Below are 20,764 nucleotides of genomic sequence, written 5' to 3'. Positions count from 1 at the left end.
CGTACTGAGTCAGTTGACAGTGCCGGAAGGCTGGCGGGTCAACGCTGAAGAAGGCTGTGAATTTTGCGGGCGGGTGCCGGTCGTGTGTCGAATAAGCCCGGTAGGCGATGAGGTCACGGCCTTGTATCTGTGCAGCGCGGGAGCTGACGTTCCGGGATGGTCGATGATACTTCCCTTTGACGACGGTCAGTCCCTGGCGTGGTTGTACCTGGACGATACCTATACTCCGGCGATTGTTAATCGCGTGCTGACTACGGTTGCCGTGTATTACGGGCAGGGGTTCTGGGGACCGGAGGAACTGGCCGTTGCACTGCGGATGGGAGGACATTGCCTGTGATCCCGACCCATTTGGCTCTGGTGCCGTGGCACCCGTATCGGCAGGCGGTCTGGCTTGCCATTGCTCAGGTGGAAGCACGCCGTGAGACGGGCAGGCGACTGGCTGCGTACCCGTATGCCCACGCCTTTTTCCGACAACTGACCGGACGCGTCACCCTTTCAGCCAAGGATATACGCATGATCGACATTACCTATCGTCCCGGCGATCGTCGTCGCTCCACGCGCATGGATGACTATCTGGATGCACTTGATACTCTGATCGCCAGCCGGGGAGAGCAGTGTTACTTCCCATTGCCCGGTGATGTGCGTGATACGCTTTTCCCGGCGGTGGATCGCCGTCGCCGTCAGCGGTTTGAACACCGGCTGGCGATGAAGCATGTCCGGCAGGAACGTCATGATAAAGAGATCCGTCAGCACAAGCGCCGACGGTATCAGGTGCGGTTGGCGCAAGCTGAAATCGAGCTGGCTTTCATCACGCCGGGGGAGCTGGATAGCTGGTTGAGACGTGGTCAGCAGCAGGGCATCGCTGAGACTGACTTGAGTGAGCGGGTTCTTGCGTGGACAGCACGCTTTCCCTGCTTGGCAGAACTGGATCGCTACAGCTGGGCAGCCATGCCATTTTGGGAAGCAACGTTACAGGTGAGTCTGCTCAGTGCCGGTCTGCCTGCTGCTGTCCGGGAGGATAACCGCTCCCGCATCCCCAATCGCCTGGCACGCCGTTAAAACCGGACAACACACTGCGGTGGCTTCGCCACTGCGGTATTTTTGTCGCCTGCAAATTGACATCACTTGTTGTTATGTTTGCCTGGACATAATACAGCCCCGTCAGTGGTGTTGAAGCCTGAAGGTGTTGGCCTTCATTCACTGCTGACTGCTCATGTTTTCGCTGGCGGATAACCCTTGCTGGCAGGGTGTTCGGGCGAGCCCCTGACGGGGCCGGCTGTCGTGCTGCGCAGGGAGCCAGCTGTGCCGTCTCCCCCCTTTCGGGCTTCCATCCGTCACGCGATATCTGCGCTTGCAGCCGGCTGCTGCCGCTTTCACTGTGTGTCACCAGGGCGACACACGCCAAGGGCGCCCCGGCTTTCGCCGTGTCGGGTGTGTTCATTCTCTCTCGATGTCGGTGGCCATCTCTCGTGCGACCCCTTGCGCGGAGGGCTGCTTGTAGCACCGCCGCCCGCGTGAGCGCAAGGGTGAAATGCACGCCGCCAGCGGCGCCCTTGCGCTCCCCCGTTCGTCGTTGCTCCCTTGCCCTTTGCCGCGAAAGGTCCCGACGAGAGATGAATTAACCACCAGGCAGGAGAGAAGAATGAACACACAGAACGTCAACGTCAAAACCGCCGCTCAGGAGCCCTCGGAAAGATGTGGGGAGAGTCTGTCCGTTATTTGTCAGAAAGATATGCCAGTTCTATTGAAGGAATGTCTGTATGTCCTGAATGAAGTAACAAATCGCCGCCTGCCGCGCGGTAGCCTTTACCCCAATACTTATGCACTGGCCTCGGCCATTGAGGCCGTTTTACTGGCGGTTGCACAACAGCAATCTGCCGTGATCCATCGTGATCAACAGGAGGCATTGAGTCGGGAAGCGCAAGCCCGTAAATGAAAAAAGCAGCGTTTCCGCTGCTCTCTCGTGCCGGTCTACCCCTAGGAAAGCTAGCCCGGCTTTCAATAATCGATTGGAGTAAAAACTATGACTATCGAAGGTTCAATCATCACATCAACCGCCTTGTATGTAAAGCAGTTGGCGGCAAATAACGCGTCGCCAAAAAAGCAAACCCGGATCCTGCGGGATAGCCTAGAAGCTGCTGCGGTTCAGCCTGAACTGCGTGCATTGGGTCGACATATAGCCAAATGCCAGCGTAAACGCCAGCCGGTACGCATTCCGGCCATGCGAGGCAGCGAGCTGGGGCAGGTATTGCGCACGTTGGAACTGAAACGGGCCTACGCCTGATAACACTGACTGCCGACCTTCCGGGCGGCAGTTTTCCCCGATTCGACAAGGAGAAATACATGACATTTTCAACCGTAGAGCAGACGTACGAGGACATGGGCGTGATCGCTGATATCACCGTTAATCCTTCCCTGGGGGGAGAAATCATTCCTTCTGTGTCTATTGACCGCATTATTGCGCAGCGCAACGGCGGCATTGCGCAATTCATGGAGGGAATGGCGCAGATCCATGCTGCCGCTAAACAGCTTGCAGAGGCAGCCAACAAGGACTATCTGTGTGGGTTCAGCGACGTGGTCAAACTTGCGTTGGACTGGCGGGGAAAACCGGAAAAATACGGTGATGCGGTTGCCAAACTGATCGACAGGAAAGTATGGGATCGACTGCTGAGTGATACCGGCATGTACACGCTGATGAGTAGCAAACAACGGGATGAATGGGATCGCCAACTGAACAGCAAGGACTGCCCGGAGGTCACGCTTGATACGGTGTTGGCGACGTTCAAGCAGTTGAATGCAGATAAGGCAGCGACCTTTGAGCAAGGAGTGATCGACGTTTTCCGCAGCTTGTCATGGGATTATAAAAGCAACAGCCCTTGCCGCCTTGGGAAAAAAATCATCGTGGAGCGCTTTCTCAACACATGGCGTAACGGTCATTCCAGTTTCACATGGGAAGGGCAGCAACTGCTGGACGATCTGGCTCGTCCGTTCTATCTGCTGGATGGGAAAACCGTGCCGGACTTCCGGGCGGGGGAGGGGCAAAAGTACGCTGATTTTTTCCGTACGGGTAATAAAATCAGTGAGCTTTGCGATCTTGAATATTTTACCGTCAAGGGTTTTGCCAAAGGGACGGGACATATCGTGTTTAAGCGGCCCGATCTGGTCAATGAAATCAATGATATCGTGGCGCGCCAGTTCCCCGGCATGTTGCCACCCCGCCTGTAACAGGGTGAGTTAACGCCAGGCAGGGAAATCCTGCCTGGAAAATATGACCGATCACGCTACTTTGCCCCAGCAGGAGGGCGTTATAGACAGTATGGGGAGACGTGGCGATATAATCCATTATCTTGAAAATGATGGTAATGTGCCATTTTGTCACATTTCACACTATCATGACAGGCGTGTGCCAACTGGCCAGCACTGTACCAGTCTGTTGGAGCACAAACGGTCATAAATCGGCAGGGCGGTAAAAGCCGCTGTGGCTGCGCCACGGCCGACCCCTGCCTGCTTCGTCTGATTCAGTCCTGTCTTTTGCCCATCAGTTCAATGTCGTCATTTGGTTTTTTCCCTTATTTGACGCCTATTTTTCTTTCCACCAGGTTTGAAAAACACCCCAACGGGCTGGCGCTCCCTGCGGTGGCCGGTCGCCTGCGCCCGACCATCACCCCTACTCGACTAGTCAGCCGCACACGGCAGACAAGTCTCGCCGAACCCTTCGGTTTCGGGCCTGCCGGCTAGGGTCTGAGAGCCAAGATCAACAGCAAGCGCTAGCTGCCGGCAGATGCCGGCGCCGCTTTCACTGGTGGCACCAACGGCGCCACCGTCAGAGACGTCCCGCCGTTCCGGCGTGCCGGGTGTGTTCATTCTCACGTTACAGCCATTGACCATCACTCGGAAAGTACCGGCGCAGAGGGCAGGGGATAGCACCGTCACCCAACGCAATACCAGGGTATCGCTACGCCGCCGCCAAAAACTATTCTTTCCTCCGGTCAAAAAACTTTTCGTCGTCGCCCTGGTATTGCGCCGTTCGCCGTTGCTCCTGTGCCCTTTGCTGCGACGGAACTCACCGAGAGATGGATTTACCACCGACAAGAGGAAAACCAGAATGAACACACAAAACGTCAACACCGCTGCTCCAAAATCTTCCGAAAGATGTGATCTCAATGACTTTGAAACTTGCCGACTTGGGCGTTTTGTTGTTCGTTTTTACGCTCCATCAAGCGATGGGGTTATGCAAGGAAACTGCAACTACATATGTCATGCCAGCAGTGAATGGGATGCGGCCTTTCGATTTGGGCAGCATTGCAAGAATGTTCATTACGATATTTATTCAGTGACCGAAAAAGAACCTGTACAGGTTGTCGCTTTGAGCTCAACCCATTACCGGTTTGTGCCATTGAGTTCAAGATACTGGCGTTGTCTTGATACTGAATGTGTCGTGTTCGTGACGGCTGATGGTGCGATTTATGATGAGATCATGCAGCCGTCAAAACGGTACGTTGGCCCCCATTTTTTAATACTTTTCGGGGCAATGGCCCCGCTATTGATCACGGAGTTACATTATGGAAATTGAAAAGAAACCTCTGGTTATTGCTCAAAATGTTAACACCCATCTTTACGGTTATGGCCGAGGCGTTATTATTGGCATTCATGGAAAATCGTTGTCAGAGAGTGCCAAATCGAGGGAAAAGCAAGAAAAAAATGATATTCAAGATGCCTTCAGTTTTGAAGTTAAAAGACTAAAAATGCTGCCTGAACTCTCTCATCTTAAGATGATTGATAGCAACAATGCCAGTGTGGCCGTAGTGGTATCATCGAACATATGATTACTACTTAATAAGCACTTCCCCACGGTGAAATTTTCGGTCAAAAAAACGAGTTATAACTCTGTGTCAGTACGATGGGAAGATGGTCCACGTAGTGAACAAGTTGAAGAGATTACAAGTAAATTCAAGAGCGGATATTTCAACAGCATGGAAGATGTTTACGAGTACAGTGAAAGTCCATTCAATGCTGTTTACGGTGGTGTAAATTACGTTACGTTAGACAGACATTACAGTGATGAGTTGATCGAGAAAGCACTCACTGAATGTCGGGAAACTTTTGGTGATGAGGTTCCTGTATGGGCTGATGTGGATTCCTACAAAAAGGGAAAGTTGTTCAACGTTAACTTGGGTTCACTTTTTAACTATAACTTGCAAAGTGAAATCAGATTAAAGCTTAAATCACTTTAACCATCAATATGGCGGGGATCCCCGCCATTTTCATTGTGCTTGCTTAGCTTCCTGCTTAACGGTGCTTTTACCCCGTTTTTTTGCTGGAAACTTTGATGCACGAATGACATCCGATATTGCCTTTTCACTTACTGATATGTCTACAGCCTGCAATGCAGATTTGATTTCTGCGGCCGTATAGCCTTTTGATTGAGCCAGGGTGATGATGCTTTCTTTTAGTGAGTCTAAGAGTTCTGCTCTACTGATTTTGTTTGGAGTCAAATCAGGTAAGCATTCAAGAGCTAGCTTTGCTTCTTCTAGTTGCTCCTGGGTATAAAATTTTGTTCCTGCCATGTCGTCCTCTGATTTTCATCGATGCCATATAGGCACATTAAACCATAACACTCATGACAGGCCAAGCCCGCCCCCTCACTGACGCCCAATCAGGCGAAAAATAGCTCGCATGCCGAAGGATAGACGTAGTAAAATGACGGACAGGAAATGTTTTGTCATTACCGCCTGCACGCAGTCGATAATGCAAAACACCTGGTCAGGGCTACGCCCCGACACCCCAGTTGAGTGTTAGAGGTTGAGTTATGTCGAAAAGCGAGTCGCGTCAGAAAGGGATCATCATCCAAATTCGATGCACCGAGGAAGAGGCGGACGCCATCAAAGGCAAGGCCAAGGCGGCAGGGATTAGTACCTCCGAACTACTGCGCCGTTCCGCGCTTAACAGGAAGATCATGACCCGTACCGATACACGGTTGATGAACGAACTTCTTCGCCTGGGTGGCTTACAAAAGCATCTCTACACTCAGATGCAGGAACAAATGACTCAGGAACTGAGTAAGCAGTTTTCAGACGTGTTGGTTGAGGTGAAAAAGGCCATCATTGCACTGGATTTGAATCTCATACCGGCAAACGAATAAGGGCACTATGAACGTTATCATCCCACCCAAAAGACGAGACGGCGGTACCAGCTTTATGAAGCTGGTTGGCTACCTGAGTCTACGGGATGAGAAAAAGCCTGATGACGTTATCACGCCAGACAAAATTGAAAAGTCCACTTCCCGCTCCAACCAAGCCGTTTTTGACCGCCTGGTTGATTATGTTGAGCGGCGCGATGAGTTTTCACCTATGCAGTTCATCGAGAGCTTTCCTGATGGGCGAGAGCAAGTCATTGTTGGTGGTGTTGAGTGCGAAACTAATTGTTTCTCACTGGAGACGGCAGCAGCGGAAATGAATATGGTTGCTGCACAAAATCGTCACTGCAAAGACCCCGTCTATCACTTCATTTTATCCTGGCAAGCGGATGAGGAGCCAACACCGGATCAGGTGTTCGATAGTGCACGTCATTGCCTGGAAAAACTGGGTATGGAACAGCACCAGTTTGTTACCGCTATCCACCGGGATACTGACAATGTTCACTGCCATATTGCGGTTAATCGTGTAAACCCGGAAACGTACCGTGCAGCTAATATGTGGAATGATGCCGATACGCTGCAACAGTGTTGCCGTGTCCTGGAGAAGCGTTTTGGTTTCAAACAAGACAATGGCAGTTGGGTGTGGGGGGATAATAATACATTGCAGCGCGCACCCTGGTGTTTTCAGAGTGCTCCACAAGGTGCCGCCAAGCGGGAGATCTTTTCTGATAAGGAAAGTCTGTATCATTATGCTGTTCGTCAGACACGCACCCAGATAACTGATGCCATTAAAAACAAGACGGCCAGCTGGAATTATTTTCACCTCTTGATGCATGCAAATGGTCTGGGGTTGCGTGAACAGTCGGGCGGGTTGGTTATATACGATCTGGAACGACCTGACACCATGATGGTCAAGGCATCTGATGTTCACCCTACATTGGCAAAATCCAGACTTGAACCTTATTTTGGTCCGTTTGAAGGCCCTCCTTCTTTCGACTCTGGTGACCCGGAAGAGGGCGGCTATGCGATATATAACCGCTACCAACCTGAATTCCATGTGCGCGATCGTGATGCCAGAAAAGAGCGTCGAGAAGAGCGTGCTGCTGCACGAGATGATCTCAAATTGCGTTACCAACAGTATCGCGGAGAATGGGTCAAGCCAGACTTGAACGTGAAGATGCGTCATCAGGAAATTGCCGCACACTATCAGGCTATGAAAGGTAATGTTCGCGACAGCTATCCCGATCCACTGTTGCGCAAGCTGATGTATCGTGTGGCCGAGTTCGAGCGCATGAAGGCGACGGCTGAGTTGCGGATTCAGATCCGAGAGGAACGTAAGACCCTGTTTGAATCTGGGCAATATCGTCCATTGTCTTATCGTTCCTGGGTGGAACGCGAAGCCTTAACGGGTGATGTTGCCGCAGTTAGCCAGCTGCGAGGATGGGCTTATCGTGAGAAACGAAAAGCCAGGACTTCTGCACCGAATAAACATAAAGACAGCGTATTGGTGTTTGGCGCCGCTGACGATTCACCGTTGCTTGAACGGTCTACCCATGCAACCCGCCTACACCGGAATGGTACAGTTGAATATCTGCGGGATGGGGTTGTCGGTGTGGTAGATCGTGGCGACCAGGTTGAGATTAAGCCCGGGTTTGAGGATTACGACGATACGGCGAATTACCACCTGGCTGCAGAGATTGCCGGTGCCAAAAGTGGCGAGCGTGTGGAGATTGTGGGTGATGACGATTTCGTTGACCGCGTGCTGATCGAAGGATGCCGCCTGAATTACCAGCAGGAAAAAGAGGTGTTCCGGCCAACAGATAGTTGGCAGCGTGGTCGCTCTGAGGTTCTGGAGCATCGCCATGTTCGACCTGAGATGGGTTATGACGACCCTGCCGCAGCACAACAAGCTGACGATCGCGAGGATGATGCTCCAACAGTGGATTCGTATTGGGGACCACGTCCTTAAACAGAGCTTCAACAGGCAGTAAATGGAAAGTAAAGAGAGATAATTAATGTAAATCATTGCGTTAGGCGCTGATTGCACAGGGTTGAAGGCCTGTACAACCAGCTAACCACCACAACCTAGTAAGGAGGCTGTAAATGGCTGCGATCGATCCTATCCATTTCCAACCGCTACACAAGTATTTTCCTGAATTAACTCTAAATCAGGCATCTATTGGTATCTTGCGTGCGCAAGGCTGCTCCGTATCGGAAATTGCACTACTACGAGGTATATCTGAAAGTGCGGTGAAGAAAACGCTAGCGGCAACTTGTCAAAATATGAACGTCTCATCAGTGTCAGTTATGTCGACCGCTATTGATGTCAGGATTAAAATTAACCAAGCGACGGCAATAGAACGGCTGCTTGATAAACTCGACTCCCAAACGTCTACATGCCCCACTAATCCTGCCTAACACACAGACCTAGCTTTGACAAGGTGCCTAAAATAGGCACCTTGTCAAACTAATAAATTCACTTATTATCCTCATAAGCATCGTTGATATGTAGGGATTTATGAGCCATGTTCAATAAAAGCGTATGGGAAATAGCTCAGGCAGTTATTGAAGTGGCTCTATGTGGCTATTGTTTTTTGACTTTTGTCAACCCCCTTTTAAAGGGGGTTTCTCCTTTTATGATAAAGGATTACTCTCGTCATAATTATTTTGAAGAAGTAGGAAATTAGAATAAATGATAGATAAGGCTCAGTGGAAATCTGCTCAGACCGTCATTGAAATGACTCCTGATGTTAACCGGTTGCTTACTCAGGCCGCAAAGCGGTCAGGTCGCAGTAAGGTTAAAGAGGCAACAATACGATTAGCTGATCATCTAAAAACAGTGACAGATATTGCCGTGCCTGGCCGCCGTTTTCTTTCCGATGAAAGCAAGTAGCATTACATAGAGATCCAACACCAGGGAACTCTATTTCTAGTTTGTTTAAGTAATAATAAAAAGACATTGCGTTAATCCGTAGGGCTTTCTTTTACCTGGAATCTAGCGATTTTTGGGTATTAGCCCGTGAGTTATTCCCACGAAAATAATAATTCACCCGTTGGGGTGGGGTGCCTGTGGCCTTATTTATACGGGGTGGCGTCCGCTATTTAACACTTTTGGAAAGTCGGACAGCATTCTGTAACTGTTTAGACCCTTATGCAAAAATGCAATGTATCTATAGGTACGATCTGCCTCTAGAGAAGATTAGCACCACCCGAGAGGGACTGGGCGCGAACAGGCAACACTGGCAGAGCAGGGATGCTGACGCAAAAGAGATTTGTGCAAGTCCATTCGAACGAGTGGGCTTGCCCGAACTGTTGTTGATATTCAGATAAGGAGATGTTGATGGCAAAAGGGAAATTAAACGCACCGAAAAAATATGTATGTAATTTTTCAGAGCTATTGACACTTGTTGAACCTGATATAAGTAAAGTAAATAGAAAGCGTAAGCGAGTTAGGCGCGACAAATTATTTTATTTAGGTGAAACAAAAGTGCAGGTAAAGAAAAAGCACAGGCCGTCATCCCCAGAAATAAAAGCCTCCCCCAAAATTTCCCGCTCTAGACCCTGTGAACGCGCAGTCGCGTGTTCAGACATTCTTTGTCGCAAGGCTGCCGAGTGATAACCCCTTTCATTGTTATTCAGCTTGTCGTCTGACTTTTTCACCTATCTATCCCACTGCGTAATTGAGGTGACTCTATTGAAAATATTCCTCCCCGTTGCCCTGGCGCCGGTGGTGTTAAGTGGGTGTGCTATCAGCACCCCTGCACCGCCGCGCGTTCCGGCACAAGAATTTGTGACGTCGTTGATCCAGGAGCAAGTACCGATTATCCAGAGGGCTCAAGCAGATCTGGCTCAGGCTAGCCGAATTCGTTTGAAACCTGCTCCGGCAGCTCGTGAGTCAGTGCCAGCGACTACTACACCGTCGCATCGCCTGCCAGATACTATTCAGCCCAAGGCATTGGCAGGTCAGCCGGTGCCTACTTTACAGGCCATCCGCTATCTCGGAGAACGCCCGGTCAGTTTGGCGCTTGCAAGAGCGGGGAAAGCTACGACGCTTCGACAAGCAATACGTCAGATTGCTCCTGCTGGATGGCAAGTTTCTTTCTCTCAAGAACTTAAACCTGATGCACGAATATCGCTGCAATGGCGTGGTAACGATCAGTGGCCGTTTGTACTGGATGAAGTGCTGCAGCAGCAGGGCAAGGTGGCATTGATCGATTGGCAGGCACAACGGATTTCCGTCGCGGCAAAATCTGCTGAGTTTGCCCCGGGTGCTGTAACCGTCCAGCCGCCAAACAAAATAGCGGTATCAACATCTACGGCTCCAGCTATGACGGATAAGCAGGGAACTGTGAGTTCTGGCCGTAATCCATTTGGTGGAAAAAAATCGGTACAAGCCCCAGCCGCAGCGGTTAAAACCACCGCATCGCTGACGTTACCTAAGACAATTATTAAGCCGAAAGTCTGGCGGATCGAGGCGGGTAGCACGTTGAAAGATACCCTATTCAGTTGGGCCGCCGCTGAGAAGTGCTCTACTCCAGACGTGGCCAATTGGACGGTCGCCTGGCTGACATCAGCAAATTACCGTATCGATGCGCCGCTCCAATTTGAAGGGAGTTTCCGTGATGCGTTGAATAGCCTATTTACCCTGTACGGTACGGCGAAAGTGCCATTGTATGCCGGCATTCGCCATGCTCAGTGTGTGATTTCGGTGGATGACAAAGAGATCCACTGATAACCATTTTGTTGGTTTAAGGACGCGGGTTCCAAGTTAATCAAGTCGTTTTATAAACTCGTTACTTTCGTTAACACTCAGTTTTATGTGTCCGATGTAGTCAGTGCTTAATGGCAATGTAACATTATGCGTTGAAAGCCATTTTTCATTAAGGTCCAAAGCAAATTCAACGCCAGCAATCCCGGTGAAATTAATACTACTTACTGGGCTCACTTTTCCTCGTCCGACATCTGTTAGGTTCCACGCATTGGAAAAACCGAGCTTAAGAAGAAAAATATCGGTGTAGGGCAATGCTGCACCTGTATTTTCGTAAGCATTCCCGACTGTTGTGGCGATATGAGAAGTCCAATGGAACGACTTACTTGAAAAATCTGGCCATTGACCTGTACGCGAGTAATGAACCATTCGTTGTTCCTGAACGACGTCCATTTCAGGACAACCGAAGAAGTTCAAATTATCGAAACGGCGTTTTACTTCATGAAACAACCATGATTCAAGGTTATCTGTAGTCAAAAACATCAATTCTTATTTTCCTTCTTTGGAGTCACAGGTATGAAGCTAACGTACTACATACATGGCGAAACCAGCAATCTACAGGCTGCGTTACAGGACGTAAAATATCCTTTGCTTGTTCTCGATCCATTCTGTGGGGTAGGGAACAGCTGCAAAAAAAATCTTGAGTTCTTGGGGGTAACCTCTTGTTTGTTGCAACCGAGTCACCTCGGAGCACCAGGCCAACGCACTCAGTATGGCTGGGATTTATTGGCTGAGCTGAAACAAACACAGGGGGAATTTCCCTTGTCAGCACAGCTCGTGGCGGATGCACTTATCCCGTCAGACGGTGACGGAGAAAAATTGGCCCACGAAATCACGATGCATGTGCTTCTGTTCGCCATTGAAACTACCTGGTTTCGTGATTTTGCAGAAATGTGCAATTGGCTGGCGTCGTGCTCTATTCGGAACCTCATTTTTTTCTGGCACTGTGCTTACCAGGAAAACTCACATCTTAGTTATCTGGTTTCGCAACAGGTAACCGAAGAGGCCTGGCTGGCGGCGGAAAATGTGTTGAAAAAAAGGCTTCACATTTTCAAAAACCCTGGTGTCGCCATGCTATTCACCCGCTCGGGATTTTCACTTTCATCAATTTGTGCCAATCCCCGCCAAGCGGTTTTTCTCGCGCCAGGCGTCAATGACACCATGAATGGCGAAATGATGATGTTGTATCAGTTCCTATTCAGAGTATTACATGATCTTGCCGAGTACCGCGGTCTATCTCCCCATTGCTTGGTTCCGAAGATAAACATGGCGGACGGTAGCTTACATGAGTTTTTCCCAGTATAGGGGAGGCATTCCGATGAGTTATCGCGGAAGAGCAAATCTTGCCGTGTGGATATTCTGCTCGGTGATCTGGGCCTGTGTGATCTGGGGAGTTCTTCGATGATTTACTGGTTACTCTCGGTGTTTCTGGGGCTCCTGGTATGGGTCAACATATCACCCCATGATCAAACAGGTGCGCAGCTGCAGGACAGCACGCTGAGTCAGCGCGCGATTCAAACCGTTCGTTACATCAATGACATCAATGACTGGCGCTATAACAACCCTTCGCAAAAAGACGGTGTGATCCCCGACAGCGCCTTCGGCTGGTCATCCCTACCTGAATTACACAATGTGCTGCAAGCTGACCGTGTGTATGTCTACCAGCCGGATCAACCAGGGTTGATGGCCGCGTTGTTGGCACAAAGCCGGCATTCAGCGTTGGTTGGAAAGGTCGCCGGAAGACGTCTGATCGACAGCTTTGGCAATGACATGCAGGTTAATGTACCGGACAGCATCTCTGACGGCAGTCTGGTGTACCTCAATTAACCCCCTTATCGCCAATGACCAACAATACTCACCTCCAACCGGAGCCTTTTGATGAATTCAACCGTACCCATTATCACGCGATGTGGAAGAAAATACCGCCCGGCGTCATCGGGAGGGCGCACCCTTAACGATTTGAACGACGAGGTCGATGCTCTCGCGTTGGAATATATCGAGGAGGAGGAACAGGTACTGCGTCTTCGGGTCTTGCGGGCACGTGTCGCTGCATTATCCTTGCCCCAGCCCTCAAGATTGTTGTCCGCAATAGATACCCTGCTGGCCTCTCACTATGACGAAATGGGAGACCTGAAGACTCGCCGCGAACTGGAATACCTGATACACATCGCACTGAGAGAGAAGGTCAAAGCCCGCCGTGCGGGGGCCAGCACACAGATGTTGGCGGCACTGGCAACCACTATCCATTACTGCCGATTGGAGTTGGAGGATATCCCCCATACGGTCTTGGACATCATCTTCCGTGAATTATCATGGCGCATAGTCCTGTGGTTCATTGTTTTCATTCTTATTGTTTTGCTTATTTTCTTTTGAACTCAGAAAGTGTCTTCTTCACGAAGTCACTTCGTATCTTTCGACATTTAATATAAAAAACCACAAAGCTAGAGAGTGAGAATAAAATATACACAGCAAGTAATGTTATCACCATGAGCAGCCATGTTGCTTTAACGCCTAACACATAGCTATCGAGCGACGTCATTATCGGTGCGTTGACTTGAGGGAGGAAAAAATTCCATAACAGGCTAATAACCAGAGAGATAATGCAAATTGAAATTACAGTCCTTATAAATCGGCCCGCATTTATAAGGTGTTTTTCTGATAAAACTTTAATTTCACGCCTTAACTCACCATCATTGTTTCTTGACATAAAAATTCTCCATAACACTAAACATCTGAATTAATCATTTCAAAATAGAAACAACCCAGACCAACCTAACACCCATGCCTAAAAAAACGAAAGGAGTCTCCTTATGAAAGGCAGCCATACGATATCAGACTTTTATAACGCGCTAGCAAAAAAACTCGAATCACCTCACCGCCCCCAGGCATCGGTTCTAGCCCTGACGTTCAATGATGCGAAACGCCTCAAAGAGCACGACGACGGCCAGAGAATATCTCTTGGCGCCGTGCTACGCCGTTTTTCCTCAGCAGATGAGTGTCAATTGATTACATCCGGGGAACGTGCGGGTAACCTGCCCCAGGGGCTCAGGCATGCGGCCAGCCTTCACAGGTTGAAAGAACACGTTAACCACCTGCTCCTACGCCAGGCATTGTTCATCATGGTGCTATTGGTCATTTTAGCCGCACTGGCATTTCAGCTCTGCACCTCTATATAGCCATTGTCAGAGGCAAGACCCGGCAAGCGAATAACACCAACCTCAGTGAAAAACGTCACGCACTTAAGTTTCCATAATCATATCAAGGCTTTCTATGAAAAAACACCTCCCCTTAACCGGGCTGGCGGCAACATTGTGTTTGCTGCTTTCCGGCTGTGCGCCGCTTGAGCGCATCGACAAGATCGACAACACGGTCTCGCAAGACGAAAAACAGGCAGATAAGCATCTGAATGCCCTTAAAAAGGGTTCTGTGGTACGTGATCTGACCTCTCAATGGATCAACCCTTACCCGTTAAATACCCAGCCAGGCGGCAATAGCTTATTGCCTCCTTGTGCTGTGGCCATCAATCGGCCTGGGAGTATCACGCTGGCGGAAGTGAGCGCCTTTATCAGTAAACGTTGCCGGTTGCCGGTGGTGGTGACACCCGATGCGCAGGCCATATTGGCGCCGACAGGGGGCAAAACTGAGCAACTCAGTGGCCCCGTTCCGGCGCCAGATCCGAATGGGATGGTGCCTTTGGCTGCGTTGGGTGGCTCACCCGCCCGAGCTGCACCGGCCGTTACCGGTGGTACTTCACTCAGGGGCGTGTTCTGGCAGGGGGAGTTGGGCGGTTTGCTCGATAATGTCACCACTCGCCTGGGATTGTCATGGCGTTATGAGCAAGGCCGGATCGCCATTTTCTATCTCGACACCCGGACGTTCCCGGTCATGTTTATGGACAGTAAGGCGAGCTTTGGCTCAAAAACCGTGAGTGGCACCACCTCATCGATGGGGGCTACGGGCGACAGCAGCGGCGGTGGCCTCAGTGGCGACTCCAATACCTCGCAGGCGACAGAGATGGAAATCAAATCAAGCCTGTACGAGGACGTCACCAATACCATTAAGTCGATGTTGACGCCGGGCACCGGGCGCATGAATTTGTCCGCCGGTGTATTGACGGTTACGGATACGCCGCGCGTGCTTGAGCAGATAGGACGCTATTTGGATGACCGTAATAAAGAGCTCAACCGGCAGGTGGTGCTCAACGTACAGGTCTACAGCGTAGAAAAACGTACTCAGGATCAGTACGGCATTGACTGGAACGCCGTATTTAACAGTGGCAGCGTCGGGTTGTCTCTGACCAATGCGTTCACCGGGGTTTCGTCCGATGCCCTGAATGGCGGTATTTCCATACTGGATGGTAAAGGGGCAGGCACCAAGGCCTTTATCAAAGCCTTGTCCGAGCAGGCGAACGTCAGCGTGATGACAGAAGCCTCAAGCATGACGACTAACCTGTCAGCGGTGCCGATCCAGGTTGCGCTGCAGCAGGACTATGCCTCCAACGTGACCACGGAGAACACGGCTAACGTCGGCTCATCGAGCAGCATCACCAAATCGACCATCACGACGGGCTTCAATATGACGGTGCTGCCGTTCCTGATGCCCCAGTCGCCAAAAATGCAGCTGCAGTTTGCAATCAATATGTCGGATGACCCGACCATGCGCACGTTCACCAGTGACAACACCTCAGTTGAACTCATGAAAACGCGCCTCAAGACCTTTACACAGCGCGTCATTATGCAGTCTGGACAGACGTTGGTGCTCAGTGGTTATCAGTCTCTTAATAATACCGCCAACCGCCAGGGTGTCGGCAGTTTCCGTTTCTTTGGACTCGGGGGCGGTGCCAACGGTGAAAACAACAAAACCATGCTGGTCATTCTTATCACTCCGGTCATTTTGGGATAAGCCATGAAACAACAGACTACCTATACGTTGCAGAATGGGAGTGCCTGGCTGGTTGCCGGATTGCACTGGCAGTATCTGCCGCTACGTGGGCGCCGTAGCATGCGCCTACGGGCTAAAGAAGCGCATGCCACGCATTGGGCGGCGTTACCTACCGGCGATGGCCAGGCGCAAGGCACTTTGCTTGGCACCGTCACCCTCACGGACAAAACACGACGAAAAGGGGGGCGTCATACATTGGCATCGATGGCGTTAGCCGTCCTGCCGGCATTACCAGAGGCCTGTTACGGTGTTTTCCCGTTACCGGATGGCCAATACTGGTTTGTGGCTGTCAACGACGGCATGTTGTCTCCGTTCGGCGATATCGTGGGTGATGACGCGGCCATACGAACAGCGGTGTCTAATTTTCTGCAGATCACCTCCGAACCGCCGGCGGGTTGGACAATATATGCCCCGAGCGGTTTCTTTCCCGAACAAGGCACCGAAGAGAAGGCGCTCTCGACACTGACCGACAATAAGGTCGGTTTGCGACGTGGCCGTCTGAGTAAAACCCATAATCCGCAGATGCTGTGGCTGTGGGGTATTGCGGTGGTGGCGTTGGGCGTAGGGTATACCGGCTATTCGACATGGCAGACGCATCAGGAAGAGGCGCGTATTGCCGCTGCTCAGGCGGCGCTGATGGCCAGACAACAATTGGAGCAACAGGCTCCGGCAGACAACCTGAAGCCCTGGGCAACGCAACCGCGATTCCCGCCAATGCTCAGCGCCTGCAGTAGCGTGTGGAAAGACGCGCAGATCTCTATTGCCGGCTGGGTATTCAATACGGCGACGTGTGATGCTCACGGCAAGATAACGCTGCACTACACCTTGCCGAACGGGGGCACCGTGGGGGACTTTGCTTTGCGGTTACCCGTTCTCTATGGCTCAGATATTCAACCGGTGTTCAATATTCCCGGCAGCGCGGATGACGCTTCGTTTGCGTTACCGGTATCACTTTCTCCTCCTGAACACCCCGAAGCGCTGCTCCCTGGCAGCCAGCAAATCCAGCATCTGACCAGCTATGCCCAGCGTATCAACGCCCGATTGCGCCTTAGCGAAATGGATGCGAGCACGCAGTTAACACAGGGCGACGTACAAAGCCTGCCGTGGCGCACCTACAGCTTTACGTTCATTACCGACATTCCGCCCGATAGGTTGTTTGCGCCAACGCGCTTTAACAGCAGCGGGATAAGGGCGTCCAGTATCACGACGACGCTCAAGAACAACCGTCTGGAATACACCATTGAGGGACTTCTGTATGCCAACCGTTAAATCCGGGGTAACACCCTGGGCGTTGTGCCTGGTGCTGACTGCACCCGGTGTATTCGCCGCGCCTGTCGCTGACATACCGGCGGCCCCCCCTGCTACACCTTCGACTGAAAAATCGGTGAAGCCGCCAACGTCAGCAGATATTCCCCTGCCAACCACGTTCACCCGCACAGAGGCTGGGCGGGCGTTAAATCTGGGCCAACTGGAAGCCATACAGGCTGAGACGGTGCTGTATGAGGCTCAGCTTGCCAGGGCAAAGGCGTTGAATGAACTGCAAAAGAACGGTTACGACCGTGCCCTGGATCAGCCTTTCAATCCGGCACCGCCTTCTCAGGACAATAAGGCTGAGATCAAGGGGGCGGCTCAAGATGCTGTTCCGCCACAAATCGTGGAGATCACCGGTACCGGCAAGGGGTTTACGGCCGTGCTGGCTCTCAGCAACGGCAACCAGGTCACGGTGCAGTCAGGGAATCGCATTCCGGGTACGGAATATGTCGTTAAACGGATCAATCTCAATGAGGTCGTTGTCGCCGGGAAGAACCAAACGCTGGTGTCTCTTTCCTTTGCGGGGTAACCGATATGTATGAGAAACGTGGTTCAACCTATATCCATTTAGACCTGGCCAATTCTGACGCCCCAACGCTGTATGTGTCTGACGCGCACAATAACAGTCTGGCCGTCACGTCAGAGATTGCCGGCGCGTATAAGAAATACCCCAGACTGCAGGTTAAGCGGGTTCAGCTCGACAAGCTGAAAGAGTTGCAACAAAGCCAGGTAACCGACAACCCCGAGGCTAACGATTATTCCGCTCAACAGGCGAAAATCATCGGGTTTTTTAGGGAAGCCAAGAAGAAAGGCGCCAGTGATATTCATCTGCTGATCGGGATGAATAATGTGACAGTGGTGCAATTTCGTGTGCACGGCGACCTCGAAACGGTGACGCAGCTGGATCGCGCCGAAGGAATGACGCTGGCGTCGACGATTGTGATGTCCATGTGCGATGTGGCCGAGAAAAGCTTTAATCCCAATCGCGCTCAAGATGGGCGGGTGCGCAAAGAGTTCCTGCAGGGCCTTAAGCTCTTCGGCGCACGTTATGCGCACACGCCGGCAGAATTTGGGTTGTATGTGGTGATGCGTATTTTGCCTGATGAAGGAAAGGCCCCACCCACGCTGGACGAACTGGGATTTCTACCGGAACAGCAAACGCTCATTCGTCGCATGCTGGCGCGGCCTGAAGGCGTCATTATCCTCTCCGGGCCGACCGGCTCCGGGAAAAGTACCTCCCTGCGTACATTCAGCGAGATGTACCTGTCTTTTACCGGTCACCGCAAACGCTTGATGACGCTGGAAGATCCGCCAGAGGGGTTGATTCTGGGGGCAGTTCAGACCCCCATCATCGCCGATAAAAACGATCCGGATGCCGTTAGTCGTGCCTGGGTTAGGTCTATTTCTGCTGCTTTACGGTTAGACCCCGATGCCATGGTCGTCGGCGAAATTCGTGATGCCAACTCGGTTAAATCTGCACTGACGGCGGCCAAGTCCGGCCACCTGGTGGAAACCACGCTGCATGCGAATGATGCTGTCGGCATTCTTGACCGTCTGACAGACACGTTGGGCATCCCGATGGGACAGGTGGCCGATCCTCAAGTCATGATCGGTTTAATCGCTCAACGACTGGTGCAACTGCTGTGTCCGCACTGCAAGAAAAGCTGGTGTGACGTCAGTGACGGTCTGGAAGAAGAGAAAAAAGCATTACTTGAGCGCTTTTGCCGCGTGGAGACATTGGCCTTTCGCCATCCGGAGGGATGCAAGCACTGTTATAAGGGCGTGACTGGTCGACGTGTCATTGCTGAAGTCATTCGTCCCGACGCCAGATTCATGGAGCTGTTTCGCCATGAGGGCAAGCTGGCCGCGCGCAGTTATTGGGTGAACGTGCTGGGCGGCATTACTCGCGGGCAGCACCTGTTGCGTTATCTCAATGCCGGGCTGGTCGACCCGATTGATGCGGATTACATCAGTCCGCTTGACGAGGACAGTCTGACCTTGCTACCCCCGGAGGTCATATCATGATTTCCCGCTTGCGCGAACGTCTGACGGCATTGCGGGGCAATATGCCGTCATCGGAAAAAATGAATGAGGGGGTAGGCCGTTGGTTGGCGCAAAAAACCTTCTCTACGGCCGACCGCCTGACGCTCTACGAAGACCTGGCTTTCCTGCTCGACAATAACCTTAAAGTAGAAAAAGCCATCAATTCAATGATAGGGAGCTACGGGAACAAGCGCCCCCCGGTGGTCTATTGTCTGGAGGATATGCTCAGTGCATTGCGTCAGGGCAGATCAGTCGATCAGGGATTGGCGCCCTGGATACCCCGACAGGAAGCCGCCATCCTCAGCTCCGGTGTTCAGGACGGTAACCTGGCTGCCGCCTTATATCGGGCGATCACCGTGGTTCAGGGTATGTCGGATATGAAATCAGCACTGGTTTCCACACTGGCTTACCCGATGCTGCTGATGGCAACCACGTTCGCCATGATGAAGATGGTGACTGTCTACTTTCTTCCTCGTCTGGAGTCATTATCTTCCCGAGAAAACTGGACTGGGGGGCTGTGGTGGCTCAGCGCCATCTCAGAGTTCTTTGTCAATCATGCAATTATTCTCAGTGGGCTGGTGATCCTGTTGATTGGGTTCGTTATCTGGTCGATGCCAAATCTGATTGGGAAAATACGACAGCATGTTTTGGACCGTTTATTGCCCTGGAGCGTGTATCGCGACGTGCTTGGCGTGGGCTTCCTGCTGAATTTCAGTGCGCTGATGCGTGCTCAGGTGAAGACGGAAGACGCCATCGAGATGTTGAGTCGCTATGCGCCGCCCTGGTTGTATGAACGATTGGCCGCCACCCAGCGTCAGGTTAGGCAAGGTGACCACCTGGGGTTGGCATTACGCAATGCCGGCTACGGATTTCCCTCTCCACGCGCTATCGACAAACTGGTCCTGCTGACTGATGGCGATAACGCTGAAATGATTATTGAAAATTTTGCACGGGCCTGGCTTGTGCAAACCGTAGCCCGGATCAAGCGGACGGCGTCTTTGCTTTCTTACATCGCATTGGGCACCAACGCTGGCTACATGCTTCTGATCCTCCTGGCCACACAAAACCTCAACGACCTCGTGGGCACACGTTAAGCCACCCACTCTCCACAAAACCTGAAGGAAATAATAATGGAACTGACACACACTCCTCACTCGGCTATCAACCGTGGGGCAATTACCCTGCTTGAAGCGGTCATCTATTTTGTTCTTGTCCTTGCTGTATTGGCTATCGCCATTACCCAGGGGGGCAGTTTGTTTAACCGTAACGACGCCAGCACAGAGTACAGTAACGCAGCGGAGCTGATGACCAATACGCGCACCATGTTGAAAACGTCCGGTATCTATAATTTTGCTGCTGCAGATGCCATGACCGGTGCGCTGATCCAATTCGGTGGTGCACCGGCTAATATGACGGTTGTTGGCACCAAATCCTCCGGCAGCGCCAAGTTGCAAAATCTGTGGGGTGGGGCTGTCACCGTGCAACCTGTTGCCACTGCCGGTGGTCAGAAAAGTACGTTCTCACTGACCTACGCGGCGGTTCCACAGGAAGCCTGCATTACCCTG

General features: G+C 51.5%; 25 protein-coding genes and 1 pseudogene. 24 read left to right on the top strand and 2 right to left on the bottom strand.

Translation table 11 applies throughout. The features are described 5' to 3' along the window. The first annotated feature begins 13 nt into the window (after nt 1-13). The 8 genes and pseudogenes from psiB to A6U95_RS18175 form a co-directional block, all read left to right on the top strand. Nucleotides 14-337 (top strand): conjugation system SOS inhibitor PsiB, encoded by a 324-nt coding sequence (psiB, locus tag A6U95_RS18205; RefSeq protein ID WP_256388591.1) that lies wholly within the window; start codon nt 14-16, stop codon nt 335-337. Then, the gene (locus A6U95_RS18200) at nt 334-1,059 is read left to right on the top strand and encodes a plasmid SOS inhibition protein A (RefSeq protein ID WP_065685480.1); all 726 of its coding nucleotides are present in this window, start codon (nt 334-336) and stop codon (nt 1,057-1,059) included. The genes psiB and A6U95_RS18200 overlap by 4 nt, the downstream gene beginning before the upstream one ends. A 583-nt stretch (nt 1,060-1,642) precedes the next feature. Then, on the top strand, nt 1,643-1,936 hold the full coding sequence (locus tag A6U95_RS18195; protein ID WP_065685479.1) for a hypothetical protein: 294 nt from the start codon (nt 1,643-1,645) through the stop codon (nt 1,934-1,936). Between the two features lie 87 nt (nt 1,937-2,023). Further along, nucleotides 2,024-2,284, top strand: coding sequence for a hypothetical protein (locus A6U95_RS18190; RefSeq protein WP_139102404.1), 261 nt, complete (start codon nt 2,024-2,026; stop codon nt 2,282-2,284). Nucleotides 2,285-2,379: 95 nt separating this feature from the next. Beyond that, nucleotides 2,380-3,225 (top strand): DUF4942 domain-containing protein, encoded by an 846-nt coding sequence (locus tag A6U95_RS18185; protein WP_065685484.1) that lies wholly within the window; start codon nt 2,380-2,382, stop codon nt 3,223-3,225. An 880-nt stretch (nt 3,226-4,105) separates the two neighbouring features. Further along, nucleotides 4,106-4,573: a protein TraE gene (locus A6U95_RS30755; RefSeq protein WP_139102403.1), complete on the top strand. Its 468-nt coding sequence runs from the start codon at nt 4,106-4,108 to the stop codon at nt 4,571-4,573. Further along, on the top strand, nt 4,563-4,826 hold the full coding sequence (locus A6U95_RS18180) for a hypothetical protein (RefSeq protein ID WP_065685478.1): 264 nt from the start codon (nt 4,563-4,565) through the stop codon (nt 4,824-4,826). The genes A6U95_RS30755 and A6U95_RS18180 overlap by 11 nt, the downstream gene beginning before the upstream one ends. A gap of 18 nt (nt 4,827-4,844) precedes the next feature. Next, nucleotides 4,845-5,234, top strand: a pseudogene (locus tag A6U95_RS18175) (LPD29 domain-containing protein); the annotation flags it as partial. 30 nt (nt 5,235-5,264) lie between these two features. Here A6U95_RS18175 and A6U95_RS18170 read toward each other — a convergent pair. Then, nucleotides 5,265-5,567, bottom strand: a complete 303-nt coding sequence (locus A6U95_RS18170; RefSeq protein ID WP_037376624.1) for a hypothetical protein — start codon at nt 5,565-5,567, stop codon at nt 5,265-5,267. Nucleotides 5,568-5,809: 242 nt separating this feature from the next. On the opposite strand from A6U95_RS18170, the gene mobA reads away from it, so the two are divergent. The 6 genes from mobA to A6U95_RS18145 all read left to right on the top strand — a co-directional run bounded on the left by mobA (nt 5,810) and on the right by A6U95_RS18145 (nt 10,868). Then, the gene (gene mobA / locus A6U95_RS18165; protein ID WP_048795513.1) at nt 5,810-6,142 is read left to right on the top strand and encodes a plasmid mobilization protein MobA; all 333 of its coding nucleotides are present in this window, start codon (nt 5,810-5,812) and stop codon (nt 6,140-6,142) included. 7 nt (nt 6,143-6,149) lie between these two features. Continuing rightward, on the top strand, nt 6,150-8,105 hold the full coding sequence (traI, locus tag A6U95_RS18160) for a TraI/MobA(P) family conjugative relaxase (RefSeq protein ID WP_065685476.1): 1,956 nt from the start codon (nt 6,150-6,152) through the stop codon (nt 8,103-8,105). Between the two features lie 134 nt (nt 8,106-8,239). Then, on the top strand, nt 8,240-8,554 hold the full coding sequence (locus A6U95_RS18155) for a hypothetical protein (protein WP_065685475.1): 315 nt from the start codon (nt 8,240-8,242) through the stop codon (nt 8,552-8,554). A gap of 274 nt (nt 8,555-8,828) precedes the next feature. Continuing rightward, on the top strand, nt 8,829-9,029 hold the full coding sequence (locus A6U95_RS18150) for a TraY domain-containing protein (protein ID WP_065685474.1): 201 nt from the start codon (nt 8,829-8,831) through the stop codon (nt 9,027-9,029). 447 nt (nt 9,030-9,476) lie between these two features. Next, complete coding sequence (locus A6U95_RS30750; RefSeq protein ID WP_139102401.1) at nt 9,477-9,752, top strand: hypothetical protein; 276 nt, start codon at nt 9,477-9,479, stop codon at nt 9,750-9,752. 78 nt (nt 9,753-9,830) lie between these two features. Then, entirely contained in the window at nt 9,831-10,868 is a 1,038-nt protein-coding gene (locus A6U95_RS18145) for a toxin co-regulated pilus biosynthesis Q family protein (RefSeq protein ID WP_065685473.1), read from the top strand. A gap of 36 nt (nt 10,869-10,904) precedes the next feature. On the opposite strand, the gene A6U95_RS18140 is transcribed toward A6U95_RS18145, so the two are convergent. Then, nucleotides 10,905-11,387 carry a hypothetical protein gene (locus tag A6U95_RS18140; protein WP_065685472.1) on the bottom strand — a complete coding sequence of 161 codons (483 nt, stop codon included), beginning with the start codon at nt 11,385-11,387 and terminating at the stop codon, nt 10,905-10,907. 33 nt (nt 11,388-11,420) lie between these two features. Between A6U95_RS18140 and A6U95_RS18135 the strand changes: the two genes are divergently transcribed. From A6U95_RS18135 to A6U95_RS18085, 10 genes are all read left to right on the top strand, one after another. Further along, complete coding sequence (locus A6U95_RS18135) at nt 11,421-12,209, top strand: hypothetical protein (protein WP_065685471.1); 789 nt, start codon at nt 11,421-11,423, stop codon at nt 12,207-12,209. A gap of 96 nt (nt 12,210-12,305) precedes the next feature. Next, a complete protein-coding gene (pilM, locus tag A6U95_RS18130; protein ID WP_139102400.1) occupies nt 12,306-12,731 on the top strand; it encodes a type IV pilus biogenesis protein PilM in 426 nt (141 codons plus the stop codon). Between the two features lie 51 nt (nt 12,732-12,782). Further along, nucleotides 12,783-13,277, top strand: a complete 495-nt coding sequence (locus A6U95_RS18125; protein WP_065685469.1) for a hypothetical protein — start codon at nt 12,783-12,785, stop codon at nt 13,275-13,277. Nucleotides 13,278-13,714: 437 nt separating this feature from the next. Beyond that, a complete protein-coding gene (locus A6U95_RS18115) occupies nt 13,715-14,080 on the top strand; it encodes a hypothetical protein (protein ID WP_065685467.1) in 366 nt (121 codons plus the stop codon). 94 nt (nt 14,081-14,174) lie between these two features. Next, nucleotides 14,175-15,806, top strand: coding sequence for a PilN family type IVB pilus formation outer membrane protein (locus A6U95_RS18110; protein WP_065685466.1), 1,632 nt, complete (start codon nt 14,175-14,177; stop codon nt 15,804-15,806). A gap of 3 nt (nt 15,807-15,809) precedes the next feature. Then, complete coding sequence (gene pilO2, locus A6U95_RS18105) at nt 15,810-17,114, top strand: type 4b pilus protein PilO2 (protein WP_065685465.1); 1,305 nt, start codon at nt 15,810-15,812, stop codon at nt 17,112-17,114. Further along, nucleotides 17,101-17,685 (top strand): type IV pilus biogenesis protein PilP, encoded by a 585-nt coding sequence (pilP, locus tag A6U95_RS18100; RefSeq protein ID WP_065685464.1) that lies wholly within the window; start codon nt 17,101-17,103, stop codon nt 17,683-17,685. The genes pilO2 and pilP overlap by 14 nt, the downstream gene beginning before the upstream one ends. Before the next feature lie 5 nt (nt 17,686-17,690). After that, nucleotides 17,691-19,181, top strand: a complete 1,491-nt coding sequence (locus A6U95_RS18095) for an ATPase, T2SS/T4P/T4SS family (protein WP_065685463.1) — start codon at nt 17,691-17,693, stop codon at nt 19,179-19,181. After that, nucleotides 19,178-20,293 (top strand): type II secretion system F family protein, encoded by a 1,116-nt coding sequence (locus tag A6U95_RS18090; RefSeq protein WP_083196411.1) that lies wholly within the window; start codon nt 19,178-19,180, stop codon nt 20,291-20,293. The genes A6U95_RS18095 and A6U95_RS18090 overlap by 4 nt, the downstream gene beginning before the upstream one ends. A 36-nt stretch (nt 20,294-20,329) precedes the next feature. Continuing rightward, nucleotides 20,330-20,764: type 4 pilus major pilin (locus A6U95_RS18085; RefSeq protein WP_065685482.1), on the top strand; the 435-nt coding region annotated here is incomplete at its 3' end.

This window comes from Serratia sp. 14-2641, assembly GCF_001692375.1.
Lineage (GTDB): Bacteria > Pseudomonadota > Gammaproteobacteria > Enterobacterales > Enterobacteriaceae > Chania > Chania fonticola_C.
Note: the sequence above shows the minus strand (reverse complement) of the source record. Positions and strands in the feature narration are given on the sequence as shown.